At 52.8% G+C, this 21471-nt stretch carries 20 protein-coding genes and 1 pseudogene; 7 read left to right on the forward strand and 14 right to left on the reverse strand.

The window, feature by feature from the left end; translation table 11 throughout:
• Positions 1 to 25: 25 nt before the first annotated feature.
• Together CHR62_RS15265 and CHR62_RS15270 are read right to left on the reverse strand one after the other, a co-directional pair.
• Positions 26 to 1501 carry a glutamine synthetase family protein gene (locus tag CHR62_RS15265; RefSeq protein WP_119517083.1) on the reverse strand — a complete coding sequence of 492 codons (1476 nt, stop codon included), beginning with the start codon at positions 1499 to 1501 and terminating at the stop codon, positions 26 to 28.
• Between the two features lie 227 nt (positions 1502 to 1728).
• Positions 1729 to 2640, reverse strand: a complete 912-nt coding sequence (locus CHR62_RS15270; protein ID WP_119517090.1) for a LysR family transcriptional regulator — start codon at positions 2638 to 2640, stop codon at positions 1729 to 1731.
• Between the two features lie 186 nt (positions 2641 to 2826).
• Here CHR62_RS15270 and CHR62_RS15275 point away from each other — a divergent pair, with 186 nt between their 5' ends.
• From CHR62_RS15275 to CHR62_RS15295, 5 genes are all read left to right on the forward strand, one after another.
• Complete coding sequence (locus CHR62_RS15275) at positions 2827 to 3981, forward strand: muconate/chloromuconate family cycloisomerase (protein WP_123661512.1); 1155 nt, start codon at positions 2827 to 2829, stop codon at positions 3979 to 3981.
• Between the two features lie 42 nt (positions 3982 to 4023).
• Entirely contained in the window at positions 4024 to 4314 is a 291-nt protein-coding gene (gene catC / locus CHR62_RS15280; protein ID WP_119517085.1) for a muconolactone Delta-isomerase, read from the forward strand.
• A 75-nt stretch (positions 4315 to 4389) separates the two neighbouring features.
• Positions 4390 to 5319 carry a catechol 1,2-dioxygenase gene (gene catA / locus CHR62_RS15285; RefSeq protein WP_123661513.1) on the forward strand — a complete coding sequence of 310 codons (930 nt, stop codon included), beginning with the start codon at positions 4390 to 4392 and terminating at the stop codon, positions 5317 to 5319.
• A gap of 31 nt (positions 5320 to 5350) precedes the next feature.
• Positions 5351 to 6628: a GTPase gene (locus tag CHR62_RS15290; protein ID WP_119517087.1), complete on the forward strand. Its 1278-nt coding sequence runs from the start codon at positions 5351 to 5353 to the stop codon at positions 6626 to 6628.
• Positions 6625 to 8166: a dynamin family protein gene (locus CHR62_RS15295; protein WP_123661514.1), complete on the forward strand. Its 1542-nt coding sequence runs from the start codon at positions 6625 to 6627 to the stop codon at positions 8164 to 8166. Before CHR62_RS15290 ends, CHR62_RS15295 begins: the two co-directional genes overlap by 4 nt.
• A gap of 158 nt (positions 8167 to 8324) precedes the next feature.
• Here CHR62_RS15295 and CHR62_RS16030 read toward each other — a convergent pair.
• Positions 8325 to 9783, reverse strand: a pseudogene (locus tag CHR62_RS16030) (IS5 family transposase).
• A 207-nt stretch (positions 9784 to 9990) separates the two neighbouring features.
• Here CHR62_RS16030 and CHR62_RS15305 point away from each other — a divergent pair.
• Entirely contained in the window at positions 9991 to 11451 is a 1461-nt protein-coding gene (locus tag CHR62_RS15305) for a hypothetical protein (RefSeq protein ID WP_123661515.1), read from the forward strand.
• A gap of 51 nt (positions 11452 to 11502) precedes the next feature.
• Here CHR62_RS15305 and CHR62_RS15310 read toward each other — a convergent pair whose 3' ends face one another.
• From CHR62_RS15310 to CHR62_RS15360, 11 genes are all read right to left on the reverse strand, one after another.
• A complete protein-coding gene (locus tag CHR62_RS15310; RefSeq protein ID WP_123661516.1) occupies positions 11503 to 12333 on the reverse strand; it encodes an N-6 DNA methylase in 831 nt (276 codons plus the stop codon).
• A gap of 241 nt (positions 12334 to 12574) precedes the next feature.
• The gene (locus tag CHR62_RS15315) at positions 12575 to 13882 is read right to left on the reverse strand and encodes a Y-family DNA polymerase (RefSeq protein WP_123661517.1); all 1308 of its coding nucleotides are present in this window, start codon (positions 13880 to 13882) and stop codon (positions 12575 to 12577) included.
• The gene (locus tag CHR62_RS15320) at positions 13849 to 14277 is read right to left on the reverse strand and encodes a LexA family transcriptional regulator (RefSeq protein WP_123661518.1); all 429 of its coding nucleotides are present in this window, start codon (positions 14275 to 14277) and stop codon (positions 13849 to 13851) included. The genes CHR62_RS15315 and CHR62_RS15320 overlap by 34 nt, the downstream gene beginning before the upstream one ends.
• Before the next feature lie 105 nt (positions 14278 to 14382).
• Complete coding sequence (locus tag CHR62_RS15325) at positions 14383 to 14925, reverse strand: RadC family protein (RefSeq protein WP_123661519.1); 543 nt, start codon at positions 14923 to 14925, stop codon at positions 14383 to 14385.
• 330 nt (positions 14926 to 15255) lie between these two features.
• Positions 15256 to 15669 (reverse strand): antirestriction protein, encoded by a 414-nt coding sequence (locus CHR62_RS15330; protein ID WP_123661520.1) that lies wholly within the window; start codon positions 15667 to 15669, stop codon positions 15256 to 15258.
• 391 nt (positions 15670 to 16060) lie between these two features.
• Complete coding sequence (locus tag CHR62_RS15335) at positions 16061 to 16609, reverse strand: hypothetical protein (protein WP_123661521.1); 549 nt, start codon at positions 16607 to 16609, stop codon at positions 16061 to 16063.
• 40 nt (positions 16610 to 16649) lie between these two features.
• The gene (locus tag CHR62_RS15340) at positions 16650 to 17378 is read right to left on the reverse strand and encodes a hypothetical protein (protein WP_123661522.1); all 729 of its coding nucleotides are present in this window, start codon (positions 17376 to 17378) and stop codon (positions 16650 to 16652) included.
• A gap of 63 nt (positions 17379 to 17441) precedes the next feature.
• On the reverse strand, positions 17442 to 17906 hold the full coding sequence (locus CHR62_RS15345) for an A24 family peptidase (protein ID WP_123661528.1): 465 nt from the start codon (positions 17904 to 17906) through the stop codon (positions 17442 to 17444).
• Between the two features lie 33 nt (positions 17907 to 17939).
• Entirely contained in the window at positions 17940 to 18896 is a 957-nt protein-coding gene (locus CHR62_RS15350; RefSeq protein WP_123661523.1) for a ParB/RepB/Spo0J family partition protein, read from the reverse strand.
• A complete protein-coding gene (locus CHR62_RS15355) occupies positions 18893 to 19654 on the reverse strand; it encodes a ParA family protein (protein ID WP_123661524.1) in 762 nt (253 codons plus the stop codon). The genes CHR62_RS15350 and CHR62_RS15355 overlap by 4 nt, the downstream gene beginning before the upstream one ends.
• Before the next feature lie 89 nt (positions 19655 to 19743).
• Complete coding sequence (locus tag CHR62_RS15360) at positions 19744 to 20028, reverse strand: Cro/CI family transcriptional regulator (protein ID WP_123661525.1); 285 nt, start codon at positions 20026 to 20028, stop codon at positions 19744 to 19746.
• A gap of 51 nt (positions 20029 to 20079) precedes the next feature.
• On the opposite strand from CHR62_RS15360, the gene CHR62_RS15965 reads away from it, so the two are divergent.
• Entirely contained in the window at positions 20080 to 20556 is a 477-nt protein-coding gene (locus CHR62_RS15965) for a hypothetical protein (RefSeq protein WP_123661526.1), read from the forward strand.
• Positions 20557 to 21471: the final 915 nt, after the last annotated feature.

Below are 21471 nucleotides of genomic sequence, written 5' to 3' on the forward strand. Positions count from 1 at the left end.
CGATGTGTCTGCTGCGGCTACGCATTTACATCAATTCAAAATATTCGCGGTGTTCCCATTCGGTAACCTCGTCTTGCTGCATGTCGACCTCGCCTTCAGCGGCCACAAAGCGTTGCCATTCGCTACGACGTAAATGCAGCCAATAATCGATGAACTTGTCACCAAAGGCTTCGCGGTAGAAGCTTGAAGACTCAAGGGCGTCAAGTGCCTGCGACAGGTTTACGGGCAACGAGCTCACACTGGACTCGTACGGCGATTCAACGGGTTGGCCGGGGTCAAGCTGGCGCCGGATACCATCAAGGCCGGCAAAAATTTGTGATGCAAGGTACAGGTACGGATTGGCCGCGGGTTCACCGGCACGGTTTTCAACACGGCTGGCGTTATCGCCGGGCGCGGAAATTACTCGCGCCATGGCAGCACGGTTATCAATACCCCAGGTCATACGATCAGGGGCCAGTGAATACGGGCGACGACGGCGATAACCATTGATGGTGGGTGTCGTGAAACTTGATGCTGGCCCGGCATGCTCAAGCAAACCCGCCACATACGATAGGCCGGTCGGTGACAAGGCATCGTTCCCGGTGGGAACAAACAGATTCGTGCCTGTTATTTTGTCGTTCAGAGATTGATGCAGATGCCAGCCAGAAGCATAAAAACCGGCAATTTTTGGCTTACACATAAAACTGGCCAAATAACCGTTGCGCCGGCAGATTTGCTTGACTGCATTGCGGAACAGCACCATCGTATCGGCCACATTCATCCCGCTCATGACATCAAACGTAGTTTCCATCTGGCTTGGCGCCCATTCATCCTCGATACTGCGCAGCGGCATGCCCAGAGCCAGAACATGATCGCGGATAGTGGACATTAGCGGTTCGACCTCATCAAGGTGGTTTTCCAGCAAGTAGGAATAACCTTTGGCAACCGGCATGACCTTGGGAGGTGCTGCTGGTGTGCCAGGTCCACCCAGCGTTTCTGGTTCAAGACATGGATCAACAATACGTGTGAGGTACCACTCAACCTCAAGACCGGCCTTAAATTCGTAGCCCATATCGCTGGCTTCTTGCAAGGCCTTTTTAAGAATTGCGCGCGGGCTCAATGCAAACGGTTTGCCGCTGCGCATGTACAAATCGGCCAGCATCCAGCCGGTACGATCGGCCCACGGCAAAATGCGAAACGTGGTCGGGTCAGGGACCATCACGACATTAGGGCTGCCAGACAGCTCCGAGTCGCCAAAGCCACCTCCGGCCTGAAACGGGTTGAATACAATGGCGCTGGCCGTATCGAAAAAGAACGGTGCCATCGTGATTTCAGATCCGCTTGAAAACGCTGACTTAAGTGCGGCAACCGACAGCATTTTGCCGCGCAACAACCCGTACTGATCGGGCCACGACAAGCGGATCATGCGGATGTCCGCCTGTTCAATCTGTTGCAGTACGTTCTGGACTGCATCCCGGTACGCTGTTGTCAACAGACCGTTTCTTTCTATAAAACCAGCCATTTGTTTCTCCTGGCGCCGTGGTGACCGGCGTGATGTTTGCATTTTTTTTATAACGATTCGAGTTATCTCACAAGTGAGAAAACACATCTTGTCAGAACTACGGCGCACGTTGAATAACACCGTTGCAAACCCGCTTTGCACAAACGCCAATTCCTGGTGGGTATCACTAAGGCGGCTATTCGTTCAGATCAGGGTTATTCCGGGGGTATGAAAATAGCTATCGTCACTTACCCGTCGTTGCCTAGCCAAGCCGGTTTTTCGTCATACATTTTCTGAAGCAGCTGCTTGATCAGCCCAAGGTATCGGGAATCATCATTCACCCGATGATTCAGAATAATCGGCGATACTGCACGCTCGCCTTCCAGTAACCGGTACCGAATATCCTGGCGCATTTGCCGCGCAGAAACCGGAATGACGCACACGCCAACTTCGGCAGCCACCAGCCCCAGGGCGGCCTGAATTTCACGAACCTCATGGACCTCGCCGGGGCGCACCCCGTTGGCCTGAAACACACCCAGCACCTGATCGGCAAAGCTGGGACGCGGCGATTGCGGGTACACCACCAAACGCTCACCGTGCAAATCTGACACCTTAACCGGCCCGTCAACAGCCGCCAGACGAGAGTTCACCGGAATGGCGACCGCCAGACGTTCTTCACGCAAGACAATGCCCATGACATTCGGATCATTGTGAGGAATACGGCCGATGCCGACATCAATGCGCCCTTCATTCAAGGCGTCGACCTGCTGTACCGACGTCAACTCAACCAGCTGAATCTCGAGATCAGGATCATGCTTGCGTAACTGCCGCACCAGCGGCGGCACATCGGCATACAGCGTAGACCCCACAAAACCGATACTCAATACCCTGCGCTGATCCAGACCGACACGTCGCGTTGCCTCTTTCATTTGCTCTACACGCGCGAGAATTTGCAAGGCTTGCTCGTAAAACACGCGACCGGCATCGGTTAAACGAACGGGCCGGTGCTTGCGCAGCAGCAACTGCACACCCAGCTCGTCTTCCAGCGCCTGGATCTGGCGGCTCAGGGGGGGTTGAGCCATATGTAACAGATCGGCCGCCCGGGTGAAGTTGCCTTCCCTGGCCACGACAACAAAATAATGTAGCTGACGCAGATCCATTGTTTCCCCCGAAATTGAACTGGCGTATTTCCGCATATTACCGGAGCAAACCCCTGATTTTCTTGGGTTGGTGCCATTCAATACCTTAAAGGTATTCAATCAGATGAAAATGGTGTTGGACATGAGGTGCGCCCGGCCCGATTATTCACGATTAATCCGTTTCATCAAATCTTAATAAATACGCCAATGTCTATCGATTCGAATTACCCGGTTATCGAACGCGTTGAAACCCGCATCGTTGATCTGCCCACAATCCGGCCCCACAAATTGTCGGTCGGCACCATGCAGGGCCAAAGCCTGATGCTGTTGCAGGTCATCTGCAGCGACGGCGTCACCGGTCTGGGCGAAGGCACCACCATCGCCGGCATGGCCTATGGGCACGAAAGCCCGGAAACCATGAAACAGACGGTAGATACCTACCTGGCACCAGCCATCGTTGGCAAAGACGCCACCCGGATTCAAGCCCTGATGACGCACGTCGGTAAACTGGTCAAAATGAACCACTTTGCAAAAAGCGCCCTGGAAACCGCCTTGCTCGATGCGCACGGCAAGCGCCTGGGTGTGCCGCTGTCTGAGTTACTGGGTGGGCGCCGTCGCGACCGCTTGCCCGTCGCCTGGACGCTGGCCTCGGGCAATACGGCTCAGGATATTGACGAAGCCGAAAAGATGCTGGCCTTGCGTCGTCATAATGTGTTCAAACTGAAAATCGGCGCCAAGGCCATCAAAACCGATATCCAGCATGTCGCCGATATCAAGAAAGCCTTGGGCGACCGTGCAGCGGTACGTGTCGACATCAACATGGCCTGGAGTGAAACGCAGGCGGCCTGGGGTATTCCCGCGTTGGCCGACGCCGGCTGCGAACTGGTTGAACAACCGGTTGCCTCGGCCGCGGCATTGGGTCGCCTGATGCGACGCTTTTCAATTCCCTTGATGGCCGATGAAGTACTGCAAGGGCCGGAAAGCGCTTTTGCCATCGCCAAAGAAAGCGGTAGTGATGTTTTCGCTGTCAAGATTGAACAAAGCGGCGGGTTGTTTGCTGCGCAACGCGTCGCCGCCATTGCCGATGCCGCCGGTATTGAACTCTACGGTGGCACCATGCTTGAAGGTGCGGTCAGCACCATTGCCTCAGCCCACTTGTTTGCCAGTTTTGCCAACTTGCAGTGGGGTACCGAGCTGTTTGGCCCTCTTTTGATTACTGAAGAAATCCTGACACAACCGCTTGAATACAGCGATTTCGAACTGACAGTCCCGACAGGCCCCGGCCTTGGCATTACGCTGAACGATGCCCAGGTGCAGCGATTCACCCGGCCAGGCTCTATTCACCACGTTACGCGCAGCTAATCCGCCCGCTGCGCACCGATTCCCCCAACAGGAGACCCACAGATGCTGTTTCATGTGCAAATGGATGTTCAGATTCCGCACAGTCTGGACCCCGAAGTTGCGGCTCAGCTCATTGCCAAAGAAAAGGCGTATTCGCAAGAATTGCAACGTAGCGGCAAATGGCGCCACATCTGGCGAATTGTTGGCGAATACGCCAATTACAGTATTTTTGACGTCGAAGACAACGCAGAATTGCACCAGTTGCTTAGCAATCTGCCGCTTTACCCATTCATGAAAATTTCAGTAACACCGCTATGCCGCCACCCATCGTCGGTACGCGAGGACGACAGCTGAATCGCCCAAAACGCGCTGCGCTGTCATCCACTCCACTCTCAAAAAGCCAACTCTATTACATAAAAGGGACAGAAAATGACCGTTAAAGTATTTGACACCCAGGAAGTTCAAGACCTGTTGAAAGCTGCCGTAAACCTCGAAGGCCAAGAGGGCAACGCCCGTTTCAAACAGATTCTTCACCGTCTGTTGTCTGACCTGTTCAAGGCCATCGACGATCTAGACATCACGCCCGACGAAATCTGGGCTGGTGTCAACTACCTGAACCGCCTGGGCACCGATGGTGAGGCTGCGTTGCTGGCTGCCGGTCTTGGTCTGGAAAAATACATCGACATCCGCCTTGATGCCGAAGACAAGCAAATTGGTCTTGACGGCGGTACACCGCGTACCATCGAGGGCCCGCTGTACGTTGCAGGCGCACCCGTGAAAGAAGGTGTAGCCAAACTTGACGTTGACCCCGACGAAGATGCCGGCCCGCTGGTCATCCACGGCGTCGTGAAAGGCGCTGACGGCAAACCGGTTGCAGGTGCTCTGGTTGAATGCTGGCATGCTGATTCCCGTGGTTTCTATTCCCACTTCGACCCCACTGGAAAACAAAGCGACTTTAACCTTCGCGGTGCGGTGCGTACCGATGCTGACGGCAAGTACGAATTCCGTACGCTGATGCCGGTAGGCTACGGTTGTCCTCCACAAGGTTCAACACAGCAGCTGTTGAACCACCTGGCACGTCATGGCAACCGCCCTGCACACGTTCATATGTTCGTGACCAGCGACGGCAACCGCAAGTTGACGACGCAATTCAATATCGAAGGCGATCCGCTGATCTGGGATGACTTTGCCTACGCCACACGCGAAGACCTGATTCCTCCGGTGACCGAAAAAACCGGTGGTGCTGCGCTTGGCCTGAAGGCCGATACGTACAAAGATATTGAATTCAATATCACGCTCACACCACTGGTCGATGGCAAAGATAACCAGTTGGTCAACCGCGAGCGTGCAGCGGCCTGAGCTGTTTAACTCAAAATGTTCCACAGAATGAATGATTGAACAAAACGACATTCTTGGCAGCGCTCAAACAGCGGCAGAACGGGCAATCTTGCTCGTTCTGCCCGAGCACATCAGCCATCTCGAACGGCTCCGTTTGCTGACGACGCCGAACCGGTTGCCCACCGTAACGGTCGTGGGTAAATACAATCATGGCAAAAGCCGGTTGCTGAATGAACTGCTGGGTCAAGACCAATTTTCAGTTGCCGACAAACGTGAAACCATCACACTGTCCAGTCAGACGCACCATGCGGTTTGTTGGCTGGATGCACCCGGCCTTGACGCCGATATCAGCCTGGATGACGATCGCCTGGCCCTGCGGGCCGTCTGGATTGAGTCCGATATCCGGCTGTTTGTACATACGGCCAAAGAAGGCGAGCTTGACGGCTGTGAACACGACGTCGTGAAGCAGTTATGTAACGACGAAGGTCTAACGCAACGCAAGACGTTGTTTGTGTTGTCCCAGATCGACCAGCTGCCTGGAACAGGCGAACTCGAGAACATTCTGAAGGCTCTCGGTCAACAGGCACCGGGTACGGTCTTCCATGCCGTTTCATCAACGCGTCATCGACAAGGCCAAACCGAAAGTAAACAATTACTGGTGCAAAAAAGCGGGATTCCTGCACTTAAAGATCTGATAGCTGACGCCGTGACCAACGTGCCACAGGCTCGAGCCTTTGAGGCCGCCCGGCTCTTTGAACATTTCAGCACCGAACTGCAACAACAGCATGCCTTGCGCCAGCAACGGCTGGAAGCCTTGCTGCAACGGCAGTCCGACCAACGCCATCAGTTCGACACTGGCTTGCACACCGTATTAGCGAAGGTTCAAACCGACTTGCTGGCGATCATCAACGCGCCAGGTTTTGGTAATTCCCTGACCCCCGACTACGCCAGTGATCAATACAAACTCACTGCGGCAAAGCGCGAGCGCGCACGTATTCAGGTCGCATATTCTCGTGCCTGTGTTGAAATCGACGCATTCCTCGCCGGCCATGGCGTCACTGGCTTATCAAGCGGAAAAACGCCGGTATCGGGCAGTCTTTATACGGTAATGATCGCTGTGCTTGGCATCTCGGTCAAACATGCCCGCGATTTGCAACGGATCTTTGGCTCACCCGCCGGTATCCAACAGCTGCACGAAGCATTTACACAGTACTTTAACGCCTCAACCGATCAGGTCACCCTGGCGCAGGACATCGTTGCGGCCAAACTCCAGGTCAACGTCGCACTTGATGCCATTGACGCCCTCGCCTCATTTACGCTACCCGCATGAACGCAACGAATCCGCAGGGCGTCGTTGCCCCGCACGAGCTCTGCTTTTTATCGACCGTCAATGCGGCTGCGCGCGCCCATACCGACCTGACGCCAGCACTCGCTTCATTACATGCCTGGCACGAGCATATTGAGCGTACCCTTGAGTCACTTCAATGGCCTCTGTCTGGATTCAAACCTGACAGTGCTTTTGTCGCACAGGCACAAGCTATCGGGCAAACCCTTCGCACGCTGTCGGGATACTGGGCACAACAGCGATCGGAACTTGTTCATGCCAGCAAACTCGCAGAGTTGCTAAACGATAAAGTCATTTTTCTGGTGTTCGGTAAATTCAACGTGGGTAAAAGCGCATTTTGCAACTTGCTGGCAAAACGTTTTTCGGCACACGCCCAGCCCGTTCAATACTTTCACCTTGAAAACGGGGGAGTCGTTGAAACCAGCGACACGTTCGCCGAGGGGGAAACCGAAACCACCGCACGGTTGCAAGGGGTTTGCCTTGGCCAGAAACTGGTTTTGCTCGATACCCCGGGGTTGCACTCGGTTACCGGGCAAAATGCCGAACTGACAAAACGCTTCATTGAAAGTGCCGATGGTTTGCTATGGCTTTCAAGCTCCGCATCTCCCGGTCAAACCCAGGAACTGGAAGAACTCTCGACTGAATTGGGGCGTGGCAAACCGCTTCTGCCCGTTTTAACGCGCAGTGACGTTTTCGAGGAAGACGAAGTCGACGGGGAAATCCAGAAATTACTTCGCAACAAAACACCTGAAAATCGTGTTCTGCAAGAAAATGACGTGTGTGATCGGGCCAGCGCCAAGCTTGACGCAATGGGTCTGGAAGCATCGATACTGGTGGCCCCGGTGTCAATTTCGACCTACATGGCCCGCACAGAAGGCCTGACCCCGCAGGCTCTGGAAGAGGCCGGATTCGAGAGCCTGTATGCGGCCTTACTGGACATCATCCAGCCCGCGCTGGCTTACAAGCAGCGCAAACCGGCCGAAGTTTTATTGCATCATCAGGAAGAAAATGTTCTGGGTAGCTTGGTCGACACTGTATTGCCGCAGTTAAGCCAATTACACGTCGCGCTAAACGCCGGACAACAAGCTCTTGTTCATGCGCCCGACCAGATTCTGAAGAACTTCTGGCGCAAAACTGCACCCATACTTCCTGCCATGTTGGAAAAGCTTGTGGAGTCTGGCAATAGCCAAGCCTTTCATGCTGAATTGATACCTATCGCCAACACCACGTTGCTTCAGGTGTTTTCAGACATATTGCCCGATTACGTGCCAAGTTGCAGTGAGTTGCAACAGCCACTTGAACTGACTGAGTACACCGCTCAGCCCAACTACGAAAAACTGTACATGGCATTGCAGCAAGTTCTTCAGAACCATACCGAAATTGCGGTCAACGCCATGGCTGCAGAATGCCGTAATACACTACGCCTGCTGGAAAAATGCATTGCGGACTTGCAGATGTTCATCGCAGACAGCGACGACGCATTGCAACGTATTAAAGTCACACTGCGCGCGCCACTCGCCTGACTTTCCCAGGTTGATTAAACCCGAAAATACACCAGAATTACCTGCCCTTACTTAATCGATGCTGATTTATTCATTTTGGCCGAAAACGGCCATTCAAGACACTGCGTCACGCCGCCAACATGGGTCTTTGCATGACGCTGCGAGGACGGTTTAACCGGTCAGCATCCCCCTCCCACGCCAATGCCGTCAGAATCGTCCTCACGGCGGTGCCTTTTTTCAGGCGCAAAAAAAGGACCTGCAAGAAGGGTACCCCCCTTCTTGGCAATCATACGCAGCAACCATTTGAGGTTGTAGCCCGCCGCGCACAACACGGCATGCAACTTGTCGCCTTCTTCACCCTTAAGGTGGCAGCGATCCATCCGGTGATTCGCTTTCAAATGACCGATAATCGGCTCAATGGCTTGTCTGCGTTTCAGCTGCTTTCGTTCCAGCGCCGTCAGCCGTTTGGGCTTGCCCCGATGCACAATGCAAACCTGCGGATTGTCCGCATCCCCCCCCGGTAACCAAAGTCTACAAAGACCGTGTCTGGAGCCTGCGCCGCACAGTCTTGCATCAGAATCGCAGCCTGTTCCAGCTGTTCGTTGAGCGTATGCCCATCGTACGGATTACGATGAAACGCCCGTGCGCCTAAGATCAAATTGCCCTTGAACGTGCTGGCAATCCCGACCTTTACACCGAACTCATAGGGCCGACGCGCTTTACCCTTGCTGATGCAGTCGACTTCCGGGGCGTGCCAGGCGTACAGCTTGGGCTGGCCTTTGACGCTCTTGCGCTGAGCGCTTTGGGCCGCGATACGATTTGCCTTGTTCAAGACCTGATCCAGGGCGGCGCGTACCGCCTGACCGAGCACATTGGCCTTGCGATCCATCTCACGCGACAAGCGACCCACAATGGTTCGTTGACGTTTAATGGCCCGGCGCATGCGTTTGAACTGGCGGGCATGGGCATAACGGCCCGCCTGGCGGCTCAGTTGTGCACCTTCTTTGGCAAAGGTTTGCTTGAGCGAAATGCCCACCGCTTTGGCGGCGTCCACCAGTTTGATCCGCGCGGTCTCTAACAGGCGGCTGTCCGTAGGATGTGCAATTGCCTTCTCCTGCACGGTGCTGTCCACAATCACGCGGCTCAACTCCTGGGGCTTGATCAGCTTGAGTTCGACGGCTACGTTGATGGTCTGTGCCAGCAACTCTTCAACCCCTTCTTCGCCCAACAGCTTGCGAAACTTCACCAGCGTGGTGGCGTCGCAGGGACGGTGGTGTTCGAAATACGCCTGACCCGCAAAGAACTGCCATGTTGGGGTTTCACCCCAACGCTCAACCACGCCCTCATCCGATTCGTTGAACGCATGCTTCAGATACAGCAGCGAAATCATGATCCGAAGCGGCACACTGGGCGACCCGCGTTGCTGCGCGAAGACTGACGCTGCGGCTTCTCGCCAAACAAATCCAGGTCCGGCATCGCGACCCCCGTGTGGGCTTTACGAACAAACAGATTGGCTACCCGTGCCTCAAGTTCTTGCCATGGCATGCGCGAGGACAACACCGCCAACGGATGACGAAGGTCAATCATCTGATCAATGCGAGAACGGAAAAAATCATCGGTGGCAGGGCAGGCAAACATCGAAATAAAACTCCCAGAAAATAGCCTCTATTGGACAACAAACCGGGAGTTCCGGGTATCGGAAATTGCCCCAATCTTCAATGTTTATGCGAGTTACGGGGATTGTTCAGGGCCGACCACCTAAGAGCTGAGAGCGTAGAAAATATTGTTGGCGACATATGGAAGAGTCTTCATCGCGTAGGAAGTCTCAAGGCGCTAGCGACTATCATGCGGATGGCCATTAAGACCCAAGATTACGCCTATGAACAAATTCTATTTGGCAGAAAATATGCCAGTGGTCTTGGACATCGATCTCCAGGACTCCCGGTCGGGCTGCTGTATAACATTGCAGTCAAGCTGCCTGCCCAAGGATCTAACGAACGCAAGGCCGAGTCATTTTGGGATAAGGCCGTCTGCCTAGCTCGCGACTTCGTGGCGATGCTTGACATCGAGCCTTATTCGCAATTTGCATTTCTAAATGTAGATGCCCGATCCTTAGAAGATGTATTGCGATGGGTCGCTCACTACGACCACTGTTTCTCACTTCGTCAGTGGCACCTTAGTTTCACGCCTCAGTTTCTAACCGGTTTTTTCAGCGATGAATTTGATACCAACATGAAGCATCAACTCGGTTGGTGCGTCGCGGATGCGGTGCAGTTGGCCGACGTTCTAAAAACTCATGCTAAACCTGGAACTCTGGTAGTACCGATCCAGCTGCTTGAAAACAGACTCGATCAGGGGGTATTCAAATCTATGTTGCCGTTCTTTGCGCACAGAGAGGGCGAGACCAATAAAAAATATCGTTCCCCTTTCGGTGCTGAGGGCCCAGACGTAATCTTCAAGCCGCTCATTTTGCTCAATGACAATAATGTGGTTTTGCCAGCAGCATCGGTGCTGGGCCCAGCTTTATTCGAGGCGATATTCGCTGCCTGGGCAAAGGGTAAAGCCGCAAATGAAATCGCCAATCTCAGAGGCCTTGCAGCAGAGCGGCTAACAAAGAATTTGTTTGCCACGCACGGCTTTCAACCTAGCTTCGAGAATGCGAAATACGATATGGGAGATATTGGTGTCGGCGAGTGTGATTTCGTATTCGAGGATGAGGAAAATATCATCCTTGTCGAGTGCAAAGCGAAGGCGTTAACTCGGGGTGCTATGACCGGCATACAGGGTGAAGCACTACTAGATTTTGCCGGTGGCCTATTTGCGTCTCAAGCTCAGGCACTTAGGCATGAGCGAATTTTGCGTAGTTCAGGCGCTATACATTTTCTAGACGAGACAACCCTTGAGTTCCGAGACAGGCGAATTACGCGCCTCACCGTGACACTGGTAGACCACGGTGCGCTTCAGGATCGAACCATGCTTATGAACATTTATAACGCTTTGCTATTGGCCGAAGTGAGATGCGATTCTGGTTATAAGAAAAAAAAGCAAATCGATGAGCTCAACAAAAATCTGCGCTTATTTCAACAAGAGACCCGCCTACTCGAAGCGGCTGGTCAGCACATCAATGCCCATCCGCATAATGCTGCTTCCGCGAGTATTGCTCAGCTCGATATCCTGTTAGAAAACGTGCAGTCACTAACTGAGGTAAGTTCAGGGCTAACCCCGAGCTTGACTCACGTTACCTTCAATGTGCTGCGGGAACATTTTTTGTACCAACAAATGCTTAACCACAAACAGCCTTCGTAACGTTTAGGTAAGTCTCAAAGAGGGAGCTTCGTACACAACGCTCCCTATGACTTAGAACAACATCATTTGCACACGCTCGACATTATTATTGCCCTTAGGAACTTCGGGGTGTCTGCTTGGCCAAGTTTGATTGTTGGAATGATTTAGTTGCGCCAAAGGTTTATGACTATCTAACCGCCTTTGCCAGCCACCCAAGATATGTGCCGGTGTCACCCACTGCCCCCATGTTTCACCTGATAGGGCATTACCGTGAATCACCACGGCAGGGATATGCAGCATCGACAGTTGCACAAAGCACATGTGAACGCACCGGGCATCGATGTCGATGGCCGTGGCGTGCATCGTGCGTTGGTAATTAAATCCGGCCTCATGAAGGGCATGGGCCGTGGCAATGATCATGCCGCCGGCACCGGCCGCAGGTTCCATGACCTGGACATACCCTTTTTCCTTGATCAGCTCCCCGGCTCCTTCAATCTGAATCTGAGCCATCATGCGCGAAACCTCGTAGGGCGTGAAGAACTGGCCCGTATCGCTATTGCCCATGTCCAGCATCATATAAAGCGAACCGAGCGTGTCTGCGAACGCTACTGCGCCGTCACTGAAACACTCCTCGTAAGCCAGCGTCAAATGCGCAAATGCTTTAGCCAAGTCTTCAACCTCGTCGCGCTCGTACTGCTTAACGATCCCTTGGTAGCGCTCTTCTAGCGCATCAAACTGGGCTCGATCCATCCTGGCCAAGGCGATTGCACACATTTCAATCCAATCGGCAAACACGCGAGACAGTCCGCGAGTCCTGCCGATGCCGTTTAATAACTTAAGAATTTCAGTCTGATGTGTGCCAGCGGTAGCATTAAGACGCCGTGTTTGGGCTTTTGTAGCCATGATGATTCTCTCCAGGTATCAGGGCGAGATTGCCCTGGCCGGGAGTCGGTCACGTCGCAAGCGCAGGACTCAAGGGTCAAAGACGGCCGAACGGACGCAAGCACCGTATGTGCGCAGCCCTTGAATCCGAGAACGATGTGACAAAATGACCGGTACAGCAAGAACGCCTTCACCGGTTGGCTTGAGTAATCCTATTTAGCAACAACGACCGTGTTGAGCGGCGCTCTCAAAGACCTAGGATCTAACGCCAAATCTCCACGATATCTTCCCAACGCGTGGTGTAGGCCGGGGTTTTTCGCTCTTGGCGCATTTGCCAAGGGGATTCACTCTGCACCAGGGCATCCCCGGCTACGACGGTGAAGCGCCCAAACCTTTGATTAAGACGATCCATGACTTGCATCAGCTCGCCCTTGGGCACCTGGCAAGGCTGCTGCGGTGCGTCAAACAACCCTAATTGCGATTCGGCCATAGAGCGCTGGGTAATTTCCAGCAAGCAAACACCTGCTTTTGCGTAGGCGTAGCCGGAGCGATAGATTTTGTGCAGCGCCCGACTTACGGCACCAATCAAAATCGTCGTATCGTCAGTGCGGGCAATGCGAACAACAGTCGAGCCGGTATATTTGGGGCCGTCCCGAAATGGACTGGTGCGAATAAATACATGAATAGCCTCGGTCAAAGAGGCTTGTGCCCGCAGCTTTTGCGCGGCGCGACTCACAAACACCGCTAACGCCTGCTGCAGGTCGACGAGCTGCACGACGGGCTTACCGAAACTGCGTGAACACATGATTTGCTGTTTGTCAGCCGGTTCGTCCTCCCACCCGATACAGGTCTGGCCAGCTAACTCGCGTGCGGTCTTGGCTAAGACCACCGAAAACTGTTCCTGTATGCGCTGGGGACTTTGCTGAGCCAGGTCACTGGCGGTATGAATACCCAATTCCCGCAATTGGGGCGCCAAGCGCCGCCCTACGCCCCACACATCCTCGATCGACACATGACGCAGCGCCCGAAGTCGCCCCTCATGATCAAGCGTCGATAAATCACATACGCCCTGCAGCCGGGGGATTTTCTTAGCCAGATGATTAGCCAATTTGGCCAGCGTTTTACTGGGGCCAATACCGACGCACGTCGGTATGCCCACCCATTGTCTGACGCGCTCGCGTATCGTGCTGCCCAGCTCGCGGCCGGTACCCTGAACGCCGGTCAAGTCCAGAAAAGACTCGTCAATGGAATAGATTTCTTGTAGCGGGGAAAATTGCCCGATGACGTTCATCATCCGTTGGCTTAAGTCACCATACAAAGAAAAATTAGCCGACAGGGCCAATAAACCATGCGTCTGCGCCAGGTGCTTGATCTGAAACCAGGGCGCACCCATTTTGACGCCCAGGTCTTTGGCTTCTTGTGTGCGCGCAATGGCGCAGCCATCGTTATTTGAAAGCACCACCAAGGGCCTGCCCTCCAGGCTGGGGCGCATGACCCGCTCACACGAACAGTAGAACGAGTTGCCATCAATGAGCGCTATACGCCGTGGCTGTGTTTTTTGAGTGTCCATGTCACAACACCCCAGATGACCAGCTCCTGGCCATCTTTTAATTCAATGTTTGGGTACGTCGGGTTGGCCGCTTCGAGCCGCACCTGATTGCGCTTTTTGTAGAGGCGCTTAATGGTGAACTCGCCATCAACGACAGCCACGACAATCTGGCCATGCTTTGCATTGACGGAGCGATCAATAACTACCAGGTCGCCGTCATCGATGCCGGCATCTCGCATGGACGCGCCGCGCACACGCATAAAAAATGTTGCGTCCTGCTGCTGAATCAACAAGCTACTCAAATCCAGGCGCTGCTCCGCATGATCCTCGGCCGGACTAGGAAACCCACATTGCAAGGTTGTGGGCGCTGTCCAGACATACGATGGCAGCGTGCTTAGTGCGATTGGCGTATCCATGACGAAATACTGTACACAAAAACAGTATTGTAGCGTGCCTAATCTCTGTTTGAGATCAATCGTTGGATACCGGCGCTTAACCGGGCGCCGGACCGGGTCAAATCCTTAAAGTTGTCCGCTTTCAGCAAAGGACAGCGTCTTATTGCCGGCGACCAGGATGTGATCCAGCAACCGAATATCCACCAGGGATAGTGCTGTGCGTAAGTGTTTAGTCAAACTTAAATCTGCCGCACTGGGTTCAAGCATGCCACTTGGGTGGTTATGCGCAATGATGACTGCCGCTGCGTTAGCCGCCAGGGCCATTTTGACCACTTCACGGGGATATACGCTCGCCTGCGTTAGCGTGCCGCGAAACGGTTCAACGTACTCGATCAAGCGATACTGGGCGTCCAGCATCGCCATTGCAAAGACCTCATGCTCCAAAGTGCTGTTCAGCTTCATTGCAAAGAACTCTTTGACCTGCTGTGGCTTACTCATATCGATACGCTCAGGCAAAACCTGGTGCGCAATTTGACGGGCAGCGTCCAGCACTCGGCCGATATCGGCCGGCACGAACACACCGTTAGGATCGCGTACATAAAGTGCCGTAGGATCGGCACTTACCGAAGGTGTATAGCTAACAGTTGGGCTGAACAATGCGAGTTGCATGAGGATCTCCTTTTCGAGTCAGGGCGAAATTGCCCGGCACTCAAAGGGCATGTCGCAGCGCAGGAATCAAGGGTCTAAGACGGCCGACTGGACGCAAGCACCCTAGGTGCGCAGCCCTTGAATCCGAGAACGACATGACACACTGACCCGGAGCAAGACCGCCCCACCCCGCTTCGGCTTGAGACAATGGCGCCGGGGGCACCGACCGTGTTCAGCTACCTTGCTCAAGAACCCGAAATAGATCACTGGAATTAGTCGCTCGTCCCTATATATAGGGGCGAGGCAAAAAAAGACCCGCGACATGCGCGGGCCTGTGAGCTTTATGATTGTTTAATTAGTTAGTCGAAACATCGCACCAGCCTCAGGGTGCTCGGCCAGGAAATCACGCAAGAGGTGAAAGTTTTGAATCTGCAGATCGTCCGCACCGCGCTCCATCATCTCAGACAGTGCAAACAGAGTAGCAACGACGCCTGCTGCCTGGGGACTGACCACTTCATCTGACCAGTTCAGCGGCCAGACCAAGCGCAGTGGATCAGCACCAGAGGGCATCATAAAATGGCCACCATTGGATAAGCTGTAAAACTGCCAGTAGCCACCGTTATAGCTTGAGCAAAGACGACGCATCCACTGATAAACCGCCCTTTCGCCCTCTATGCAAGCGCTATCTCCAAAAAGCTGAGCAGTAAACCCAAAGCGCAGTTCGTCTTTAACTTCGGTAGCCAGAATTTGTGTATCTTGAAGCATGGTGTTCTCCTGATTGCAGGGCGGAATTGCCCTGGCCGGGAGTCGGTCACGTCGCAAGCGCAGGACTCAAGGGTCATGGACGGCCGAACGGACGCAAGCACCGTAGGTGCGTAGCCCTTGAATCCGAGAACGATGTGACACAATGACCGGTACAGCAAGAACGCCTAGCCCAACGCTGCCTGTTTTAATTCTGTGTTGGCTCGGGCCGATTAAATAGCGTTGTTTAATGCTTGATCATTTTTGATCAAATTGGTATGATCAATCCAAGATGTTCGAGAGCGAGTGCAATACGAACATGCTGCCCAAAGCTAATTTGGGTCTTGCGGTTAGCAAGGGTAACAGAAGCTCGCAGGCGGGTTTGTCCCGTCGGTCAAAGGCCCTGCGGGGCCTTTTACTTTTTCTTCACGGGTTTAGGCTTTACGTCTTTTGCTGAAAAGACGCCTGACACCTGCCCAGCCAACGATGTGAAACGCCAGCTATGCGCGTTTTTACTCGCTACCAATGGTTTCAAGTACGCACTCTTGACGAACATTTTCAACGCTGGTTCCTTTGCGTTATGAATGTTTTTTAGGCTAAAGAAAATTGAGTATGGTTGGCTACTATCATTTGCTGACAATGCTATTCGGGCAACATAGGTATAACTATCGTCAGCTCGATAAACGAGTCCTCGTTGCAAATCAGTCATGATGTTTGGCAGTTGCAGAGAACATTGGTATCGCAAAAGATCAAAAGCCCTTGTCTCGTTTTTGTGAACGTAACGATAGTCCGGGGTATGTTTATCTGGGTCAAACGCCTCAGTGAAACAATGGCACCCAAACTCAACTGACAGACCAACAAACAAGGTCGATGCTGCGTTTAAAGGCATGTTGAATTTGATCGGCTCCAAATGTTCAAACGTATAGACCTCTCCTCGGAATTGCTTACTTCGAAAATTACTCATGCGCCCTACAAATTGGTGTCGTAGCACTCGATGCCGTTTCTCAACCTTTTAAAGAGTCGAACTCGTTTATTGCAGGACATCTTGCTTTGATTTTATTAAGGTCAGGCATATTGTCCGATTTTCGCCATGCAATCAAGCCTGGCACATACGGATTCCAAAACCCGCCAGCTTTCGGAAACGTCCAGCCGTAGAACACTCGCCCTACCAAAGCATCAAAAACTCCAAGCCGTCGTTCGATCAGTTGGTAGCGCCATTGCGGGCGTTCATCAATTGCCTTGATACGCTCCTGCAGTCGGCCTGCCCCCCGATTCGTTTCATTCAATACCGATGCGGTTAGCAGTACAGCACCTTCAACGCCTGCAAGCGCATCAAGCTTATTAATAAAACTGTTTAAGCTGTGGCGTCGCACAGCCAAGCGATCATCGGGCTGCAGAACAAGTTTCATCCCGGTTAACGGCCCGGACTTCCTTAGAACTAGCTCTTTAATTCGACGACATACCTGCTCGACAGGTCTTTCCACACTACCGCCGATATGTGTAGACCATACGGTAGGACTTTCGTTGACGCAAAAGAACCTCACATTCTTATAGGGTTCTTCATACTCACATAGCTGACGGACTCGACGCTGGGCAAAACCCGCGAACAGTAGCGCTAAAAGAGCGCATAGCACTGCCCACCCAAACTCGTGATTAATCAACGCAATATAAAATCCAACAAATAAAACGAAAGAAGTCGCGAAAAAAGTCTTCACACCTTTTACCCACAGCATGTTTGCTCTCCTGTCTCAGAGGTGTTTAGCCGCTAAACAAGCACCCAGATAGCGCAACACTGTTTAGCTGCTAAACAGTTTGATCATCACGGCCAACCCGGCCGCTGACAAGAACGGCCCGAAGGGGTGATCGGCTTTGATGGAACCAGCAAACCGCCATACACAGGCAGCTATCGCCCCTGCCACACAAGCCCCAGTCAAAATCCAAGGCACCGCGCCGACCCCCAACCAAGCTCCTAGTGCCGCCATCAGTTTGAAGTCGCCATACCCCATCCCGTCTTGACCAGCTCGCCACCGATAAACCGTATTGGCGAACCACAAAACGCCATAGCCCACCGCAGCACCCAGTACCGCGTCAGGCAACGGCGTAAAGACCTCTTGAATATTAATGAGCAACCCTGCCCACATAAGCGGTAGGGTCAACAGATCAGGTAACAGGCCATGCTTAATATCAATCCAGGACAACCAAACTAACATCGCACACAGGAACAATCCTGCACCCATCGAGATCATCGTCACACTTACCATCACACCCTACCCCCTGTTTAGCCGCTAAACCGTTTAGCTGCTAAACGGCTCGTTGGAAGCGCCAATACCCAGTTTCGTAACTAGGGCCCCTAGGGCCATGTCATCGTCAACCACCATTCGGACTTCGACTGCCCCGTTGGCCAGTGTTTTGATTTGCGCTGATACGCCAGGCACGGCAGAAAGCTCAAACAAGAATCCTTTCCACTGACTTGAAGTAGATATGTCATCAACCCTGGGCGCTGTAGTGGCGGTTGGTGCTGCCATCGGTGGTTTGCGTAACGCCTTCACTTTTTCACGGGTCAGCTGTTTAGCTGCTAAACAGTCGCCGGCTAAGGTCTCTTCTACGGCCTTGGGGTTTTCTCGATGGGCACGAGCGAGTTCGTTAACTAGCGTCACATCCTTTACTTGTCCCTCCTGAAAGACCCTTGCTACTGGTTCAGGCAAATCCAACAAGGCCGCGTGCTGCGAAACGAACGCTTTAGACTTACCCAAGAAACGAGCAATATCTGTGAGGGTGTGCCCTTCGGCCTGAGCACTCCCAATAAAGTCAGCAATCTCTCGCGGGGTTAGGGCTTCACGCTGAATGTTCTCGATGACCTGGTCGAACTTGTCAAAGCCTTCGTCAACGAACACCGGCACCTGCGCCAGCCCCGCGACTTTTGCTGCGCGATAACGCCGATGACCATGGTTAATAATGTAGAAGCCGGGTGCATTAGGGTCTGAGCGTAACGACAGGGGCGACTTAACGCCCCGCCCATCTTTCATGCTCTCTGCCAGTTCGCAGATGCTCTCACTGCTAAAGCCTGGGTTGTCTTGAGTCCTGGAGTTAGCTTCGTCTTCACGAATTCGATCTAAGTCAACCATCATGGGTGAGCCCGACGACTGCACCGTGTTTGCTGGCACCTGCAACATGGATGCCAAATCACCCAAGCTAGACAAGTCCAATCCACTGCCCTGTTTAGCTGCTAAACGATCTGTATTGTTTTTCATTGGGCAACCCCCACTTTTGATAGAACATATTGCCCAAGGGCACGCATTTCAGCACCGGCCGCCCGCGCCGATGTCTTGCGCAGTTTCCAGACAGGGATACCATGCGCTAACGCCTCGGCAACGCTGGAGCGCAACCCAATCACCAAAGGCGCCATAAGTGAGCTATGGGCCTCGCGAACCTGATTCAAGTTGGCCATCTGACGTGGGCTTCGCGTATCCACCCTGCTCGGCAAAATCCCCAAGAACGACAACTTGGGGTTTTGTGTACGCGCATTGAGTACCGTGATCATCGTTTGCTTGATGCCCTCAATGGAGTACGCCTCCATTTCCACTGGTGATATGACTGCGTCTGCGACATGCAGAGCTGCTGCCTTGGCAATACCCAGCCCAGGGGCTGTGTCAATTACACACAAGTCATATTCAGCTGCCAGACGACCCAAGCTTTGCGCAAACTGCAGCTGCGCCTGCTCCAGCGGCAAGAACACCAAATTAGCCAAAAGGTTGTCCGCGGGGACTAATGCTAAACACCCAGCCTCACCATCCTGTTTAGCTGCTAAACAAGAAACGCCCGCTTCAGTAAATAAAGAACTGGCGACGCCTTCCACTTGATATTCGACCAGTGTTCGAGACAAGTCGCCGGTATCCAGGTCAACTACCAAGACACGCAAACCCGCCTCACGCGCAAAAAAGGCAATATGGGCTGCACTGGCGGTCTTACCTACCCCGCCCTTACCTTGTGCCACAACAAGAATTTTCATAAGAGGTACTCCCTAAGTGTTTAGCCGCTAAACACGGCAAAGATTTAGCAGCCACCTGTCCAGAGTGTTTAGCTGCTAAACAAGAATATTTAATTTGGCTCGTTAAGGTCTGGCCAGATTGACGCCCAATCGTCGGGCCTCAGCATCTGTCGTGTCACCGCACCTCTCGTGAGCTGCTCAATACGTACACACTGCGCAACAGGAACGGGACGACGAAGATAAAGCCACTGGTTAACAGCGGCAGTGCTGACATGCAATAAATCCGCGAGCGCTGTTACGCCCTTTTTTTGCTTACGACCCAGTAGCCCATGCGGATCTTGAATTGTTTTGGCGATTTCGCAGGCTTTGGCGATTGATAGATTTGTATTGTCCATAGGACTAATTATAAATCATTGCTTTATAAAGTGTCGACTAAATAACAATAATTGCTTTTGCTTCCCAACTGGTGGTTAGATTGCTCCGTGCTACACGGAAAACAACTCGGCCTTGCTATCGATCAGGCCATACAACTAAAAATCGACTCAGGCAAAGTGAAGTCGAAGGCTGAAGTCGCGCGCGCGTTTCAGGTGACCGCCCAGGCAATACAGGGCTGGATTAAAACGGGCTCTATCGCAAAGGAAAAAATTCCCTTGCTCTGGCAGTATTTCTCTGACGTTGTTGGCCCTGAGCACTGGGGACTTTCATCTTCAGACACCACATTTATTCAATCTGCAATTCAACAATCTCCGTTAGCAGGCCACGAATCAAATGACTGGCCATTTTCAGTAACCAAATACGAAGATGTAGTTGGTTTATCGCCAACGCAGCTTCAGCAGCTAGACCTGATGATCGCAGCCTATCTTTTAGGTGTGCAGAGTAATAACAATAAAAGCCCCGAGGCACGCTCACCGAGCGCAGCGTAGCCACCACATCAGGCTCGTGCACCACAACCCAAAGCCTTTACGAACAAGTCATAGAGCAAATTTGAAGATAGCGACTTCATTTTTTTGTCACGCTGTAACTAAATAAATCCGGCATTGCCAGTCGTATCACCAATAAAGAACCAACGCTTAATAACAACTTGCAAAAGATAAAGCATTGATTTATGATTTCATAAAGCCGAAAGGCAACGCTCATTAACAATTGATGTTGATAAATACCGCACCCTTCTTCCGGTTACGACTGGCAGATGACTGGGCGGCAACCCATTGCATTCCGGTTGGAGATAAAGGAATGAAAACCGGCAGACCGAAGAGGTCGTTTTGCGAGGTGGTTTGAAGGGCTCCGGCCTGACGATGCTACCCATCACGTAAAGCCGGAGTTCCACGGGCAAGCATTGCCCTTTTAGCAAATGGACGCCAGGTATGTTCGTGAGAACACCCAGCTTCGAACGATGGCGACGTAATCGTTTGATGACGGCAGCAAAGACTGCACCGCTTGAATAGCACCTATCGAACCGGTACGCCGGGCCAGCGATAGGTGCCTCAAACGGGATAAAGCACCCTACCCCCGTCGTGGTATCTCGGCGGGTAGGTTACGAGGCCTCTGGCTGAGGCCGCTTTGGTAACCGACTTATTTCTAGGTTGATTACTGAAGCAAGGTTGATATGGAAAGCAAAAAAACCGCAGCTAATGAGGGCACTCAGATCTACGCGCAACTCAAAAAAAGCAGCAAATACTACGGACAAACAAGCCCTGGTGAAGCGCCCCGGGATTTGTGGAGGCTCCAACATCTGAGAAAATGGAGCCATGAAGAAGCAAAGCAAATTTTCCCCCGAAGTGCGTGAACGCGCTGTACGTATGGTGCTCGAGCACCGTGGAGAGTACCCATCGTTGTGG

The sequence above is a fragment of the Pusillimonas sp. NJUB218 genome (assembly GCF_003788685.1).
Lineage (GTDB): Bacteria > Pseudomonadota > Gammaproteobacteria > Burkholderiales > Burkholderiaceae_B > Neopusillimonas.

Coding starts and splice junctions, on each gene's coding strand:
- CHR62_RS15270 (WP_119517090.1), bottom strand. CDS start 2,640: ATGGATCTGCGTCAGCTACATTATTTTGTTGTCGTGGCCAGGGAAGGC.
- CHR62_RS15275 (WP_123661512.1), top strand. CDS start 2,827: ATGTCTATCGATTCGAATTACCCGGTTATCGAACGCGTTGAAACCCGC.
- CHR62_RS15315 (WP_123661517.1), bottom strand. CDS start 13,882: ATGGACACTCAAAAAACACAGCCACGGCGTATAGCGCTCATTGATGGC.
- CHR62_RS15330 (WP_123661520.1), bottom strand. CDS start 15,669: ATGCTTCAAGATACACAAATTCTGGCTACCGAAGTTAAAGACGAACTG.
- CHR62_RS15265 (WP_119517083.1), bottom strand. CDS start 1,501: ATGGCTGGTTTTATAGAAAGAAACGGTCTGTTGACAACAGCGTACCGG.
- CHR62_RS15325 (WP_123661519.1), bottom strand. CDS start 14,925: ATGCAACTCGCATTGTTCAGCCCAACTGTTAGCTATACACCTTCGGTA.
- CHR62_RS15345 (WP_123661528.1), bottom strand. CDS start 17,906: ATGGTAAGTGTGACGATGATCTCGATGGGTGCAGGATTGTTCCTGTGT.
- CHR62_RS15360 (WP_123661525.1), bottom strand. CDS start 20,028: ATGGACAATACAAATCTATCAATCGCCAAAGCCTGCGAAATCGCCAAA.
- CHR62_RS15340 (WP_123661522.1), bottom strand. CDS start 17,378: ATGCTGTGGGTAAAAGGTGTGAAGACTTTTTTCGCGACTTCTTTCGTT.
- CHR62_RS15305 (WP_123661515.1), top strand. CDS start 9,991: ATGCGGATGGCCATTAAGACCCAAGATTACGCCTATGAACAAATTCTA.
- catA (WP_123661513.1), top strand. CDS start 4,390: ATGACCGTTAAAGTATTTGACACCCAGGAAGTTCAAGACCTGTTGAAA.
- CHR62_RS15335 (WP_123661521.1), bottom strand. CDS start 16,609: ATGAGTAATTTTCGAAGTAAGCAATTCCGAGGAGAGGTCTATACGTTT.
- catC (WP_119517085.1), top strand. CDS start 4,024: ATGCTGTTTCATGTGCAAATGGATGTTCAGATTCCGCACAGTCTGGAC.
- CHR62_RS15310 (WP_123661516.1), bottom strand. CDS start 12,333: ATGGCTACAAAAGCCCAAACACGGCGTCTTAATGCTACCGCTGGCACA.
- CHR62_RS15290 (WP_119517087.1), top strand. CDS start 5,351: ATGATTGAACAAAACGACATTCTTGGCAGCGCTCAAACAGCGGCAGAA.
- CHR62_RS15350 (WP_123661523.1), bottom strand. CDS start 18,896: ATGAAAAACAATACAGATCGTTTAGCAGCTAAACAGGGCAGTGGATTG.
- CHR62_RS15320 (WP_123661518.1), bottom strand. CDS start 14,277: ATGGATACGCCAATCGCACTAAGCACGCTGCCATCGTATGTCTGGACA.
- CHR62_RS15295 (WP_123661514.1), top strand. CDS start 6,625: ATGAACGCAACGAATCCGCAGGGCGTCGTTGCCCCGCACGAGCTCTGC.
- CHR62_RS15355 (WP_123661524.1), bottom strand. CDS start 19,654: ATGAAAATTCTTGTTGTGGCACAAGGTAAGGGCGGGGTAGGTAAGACC.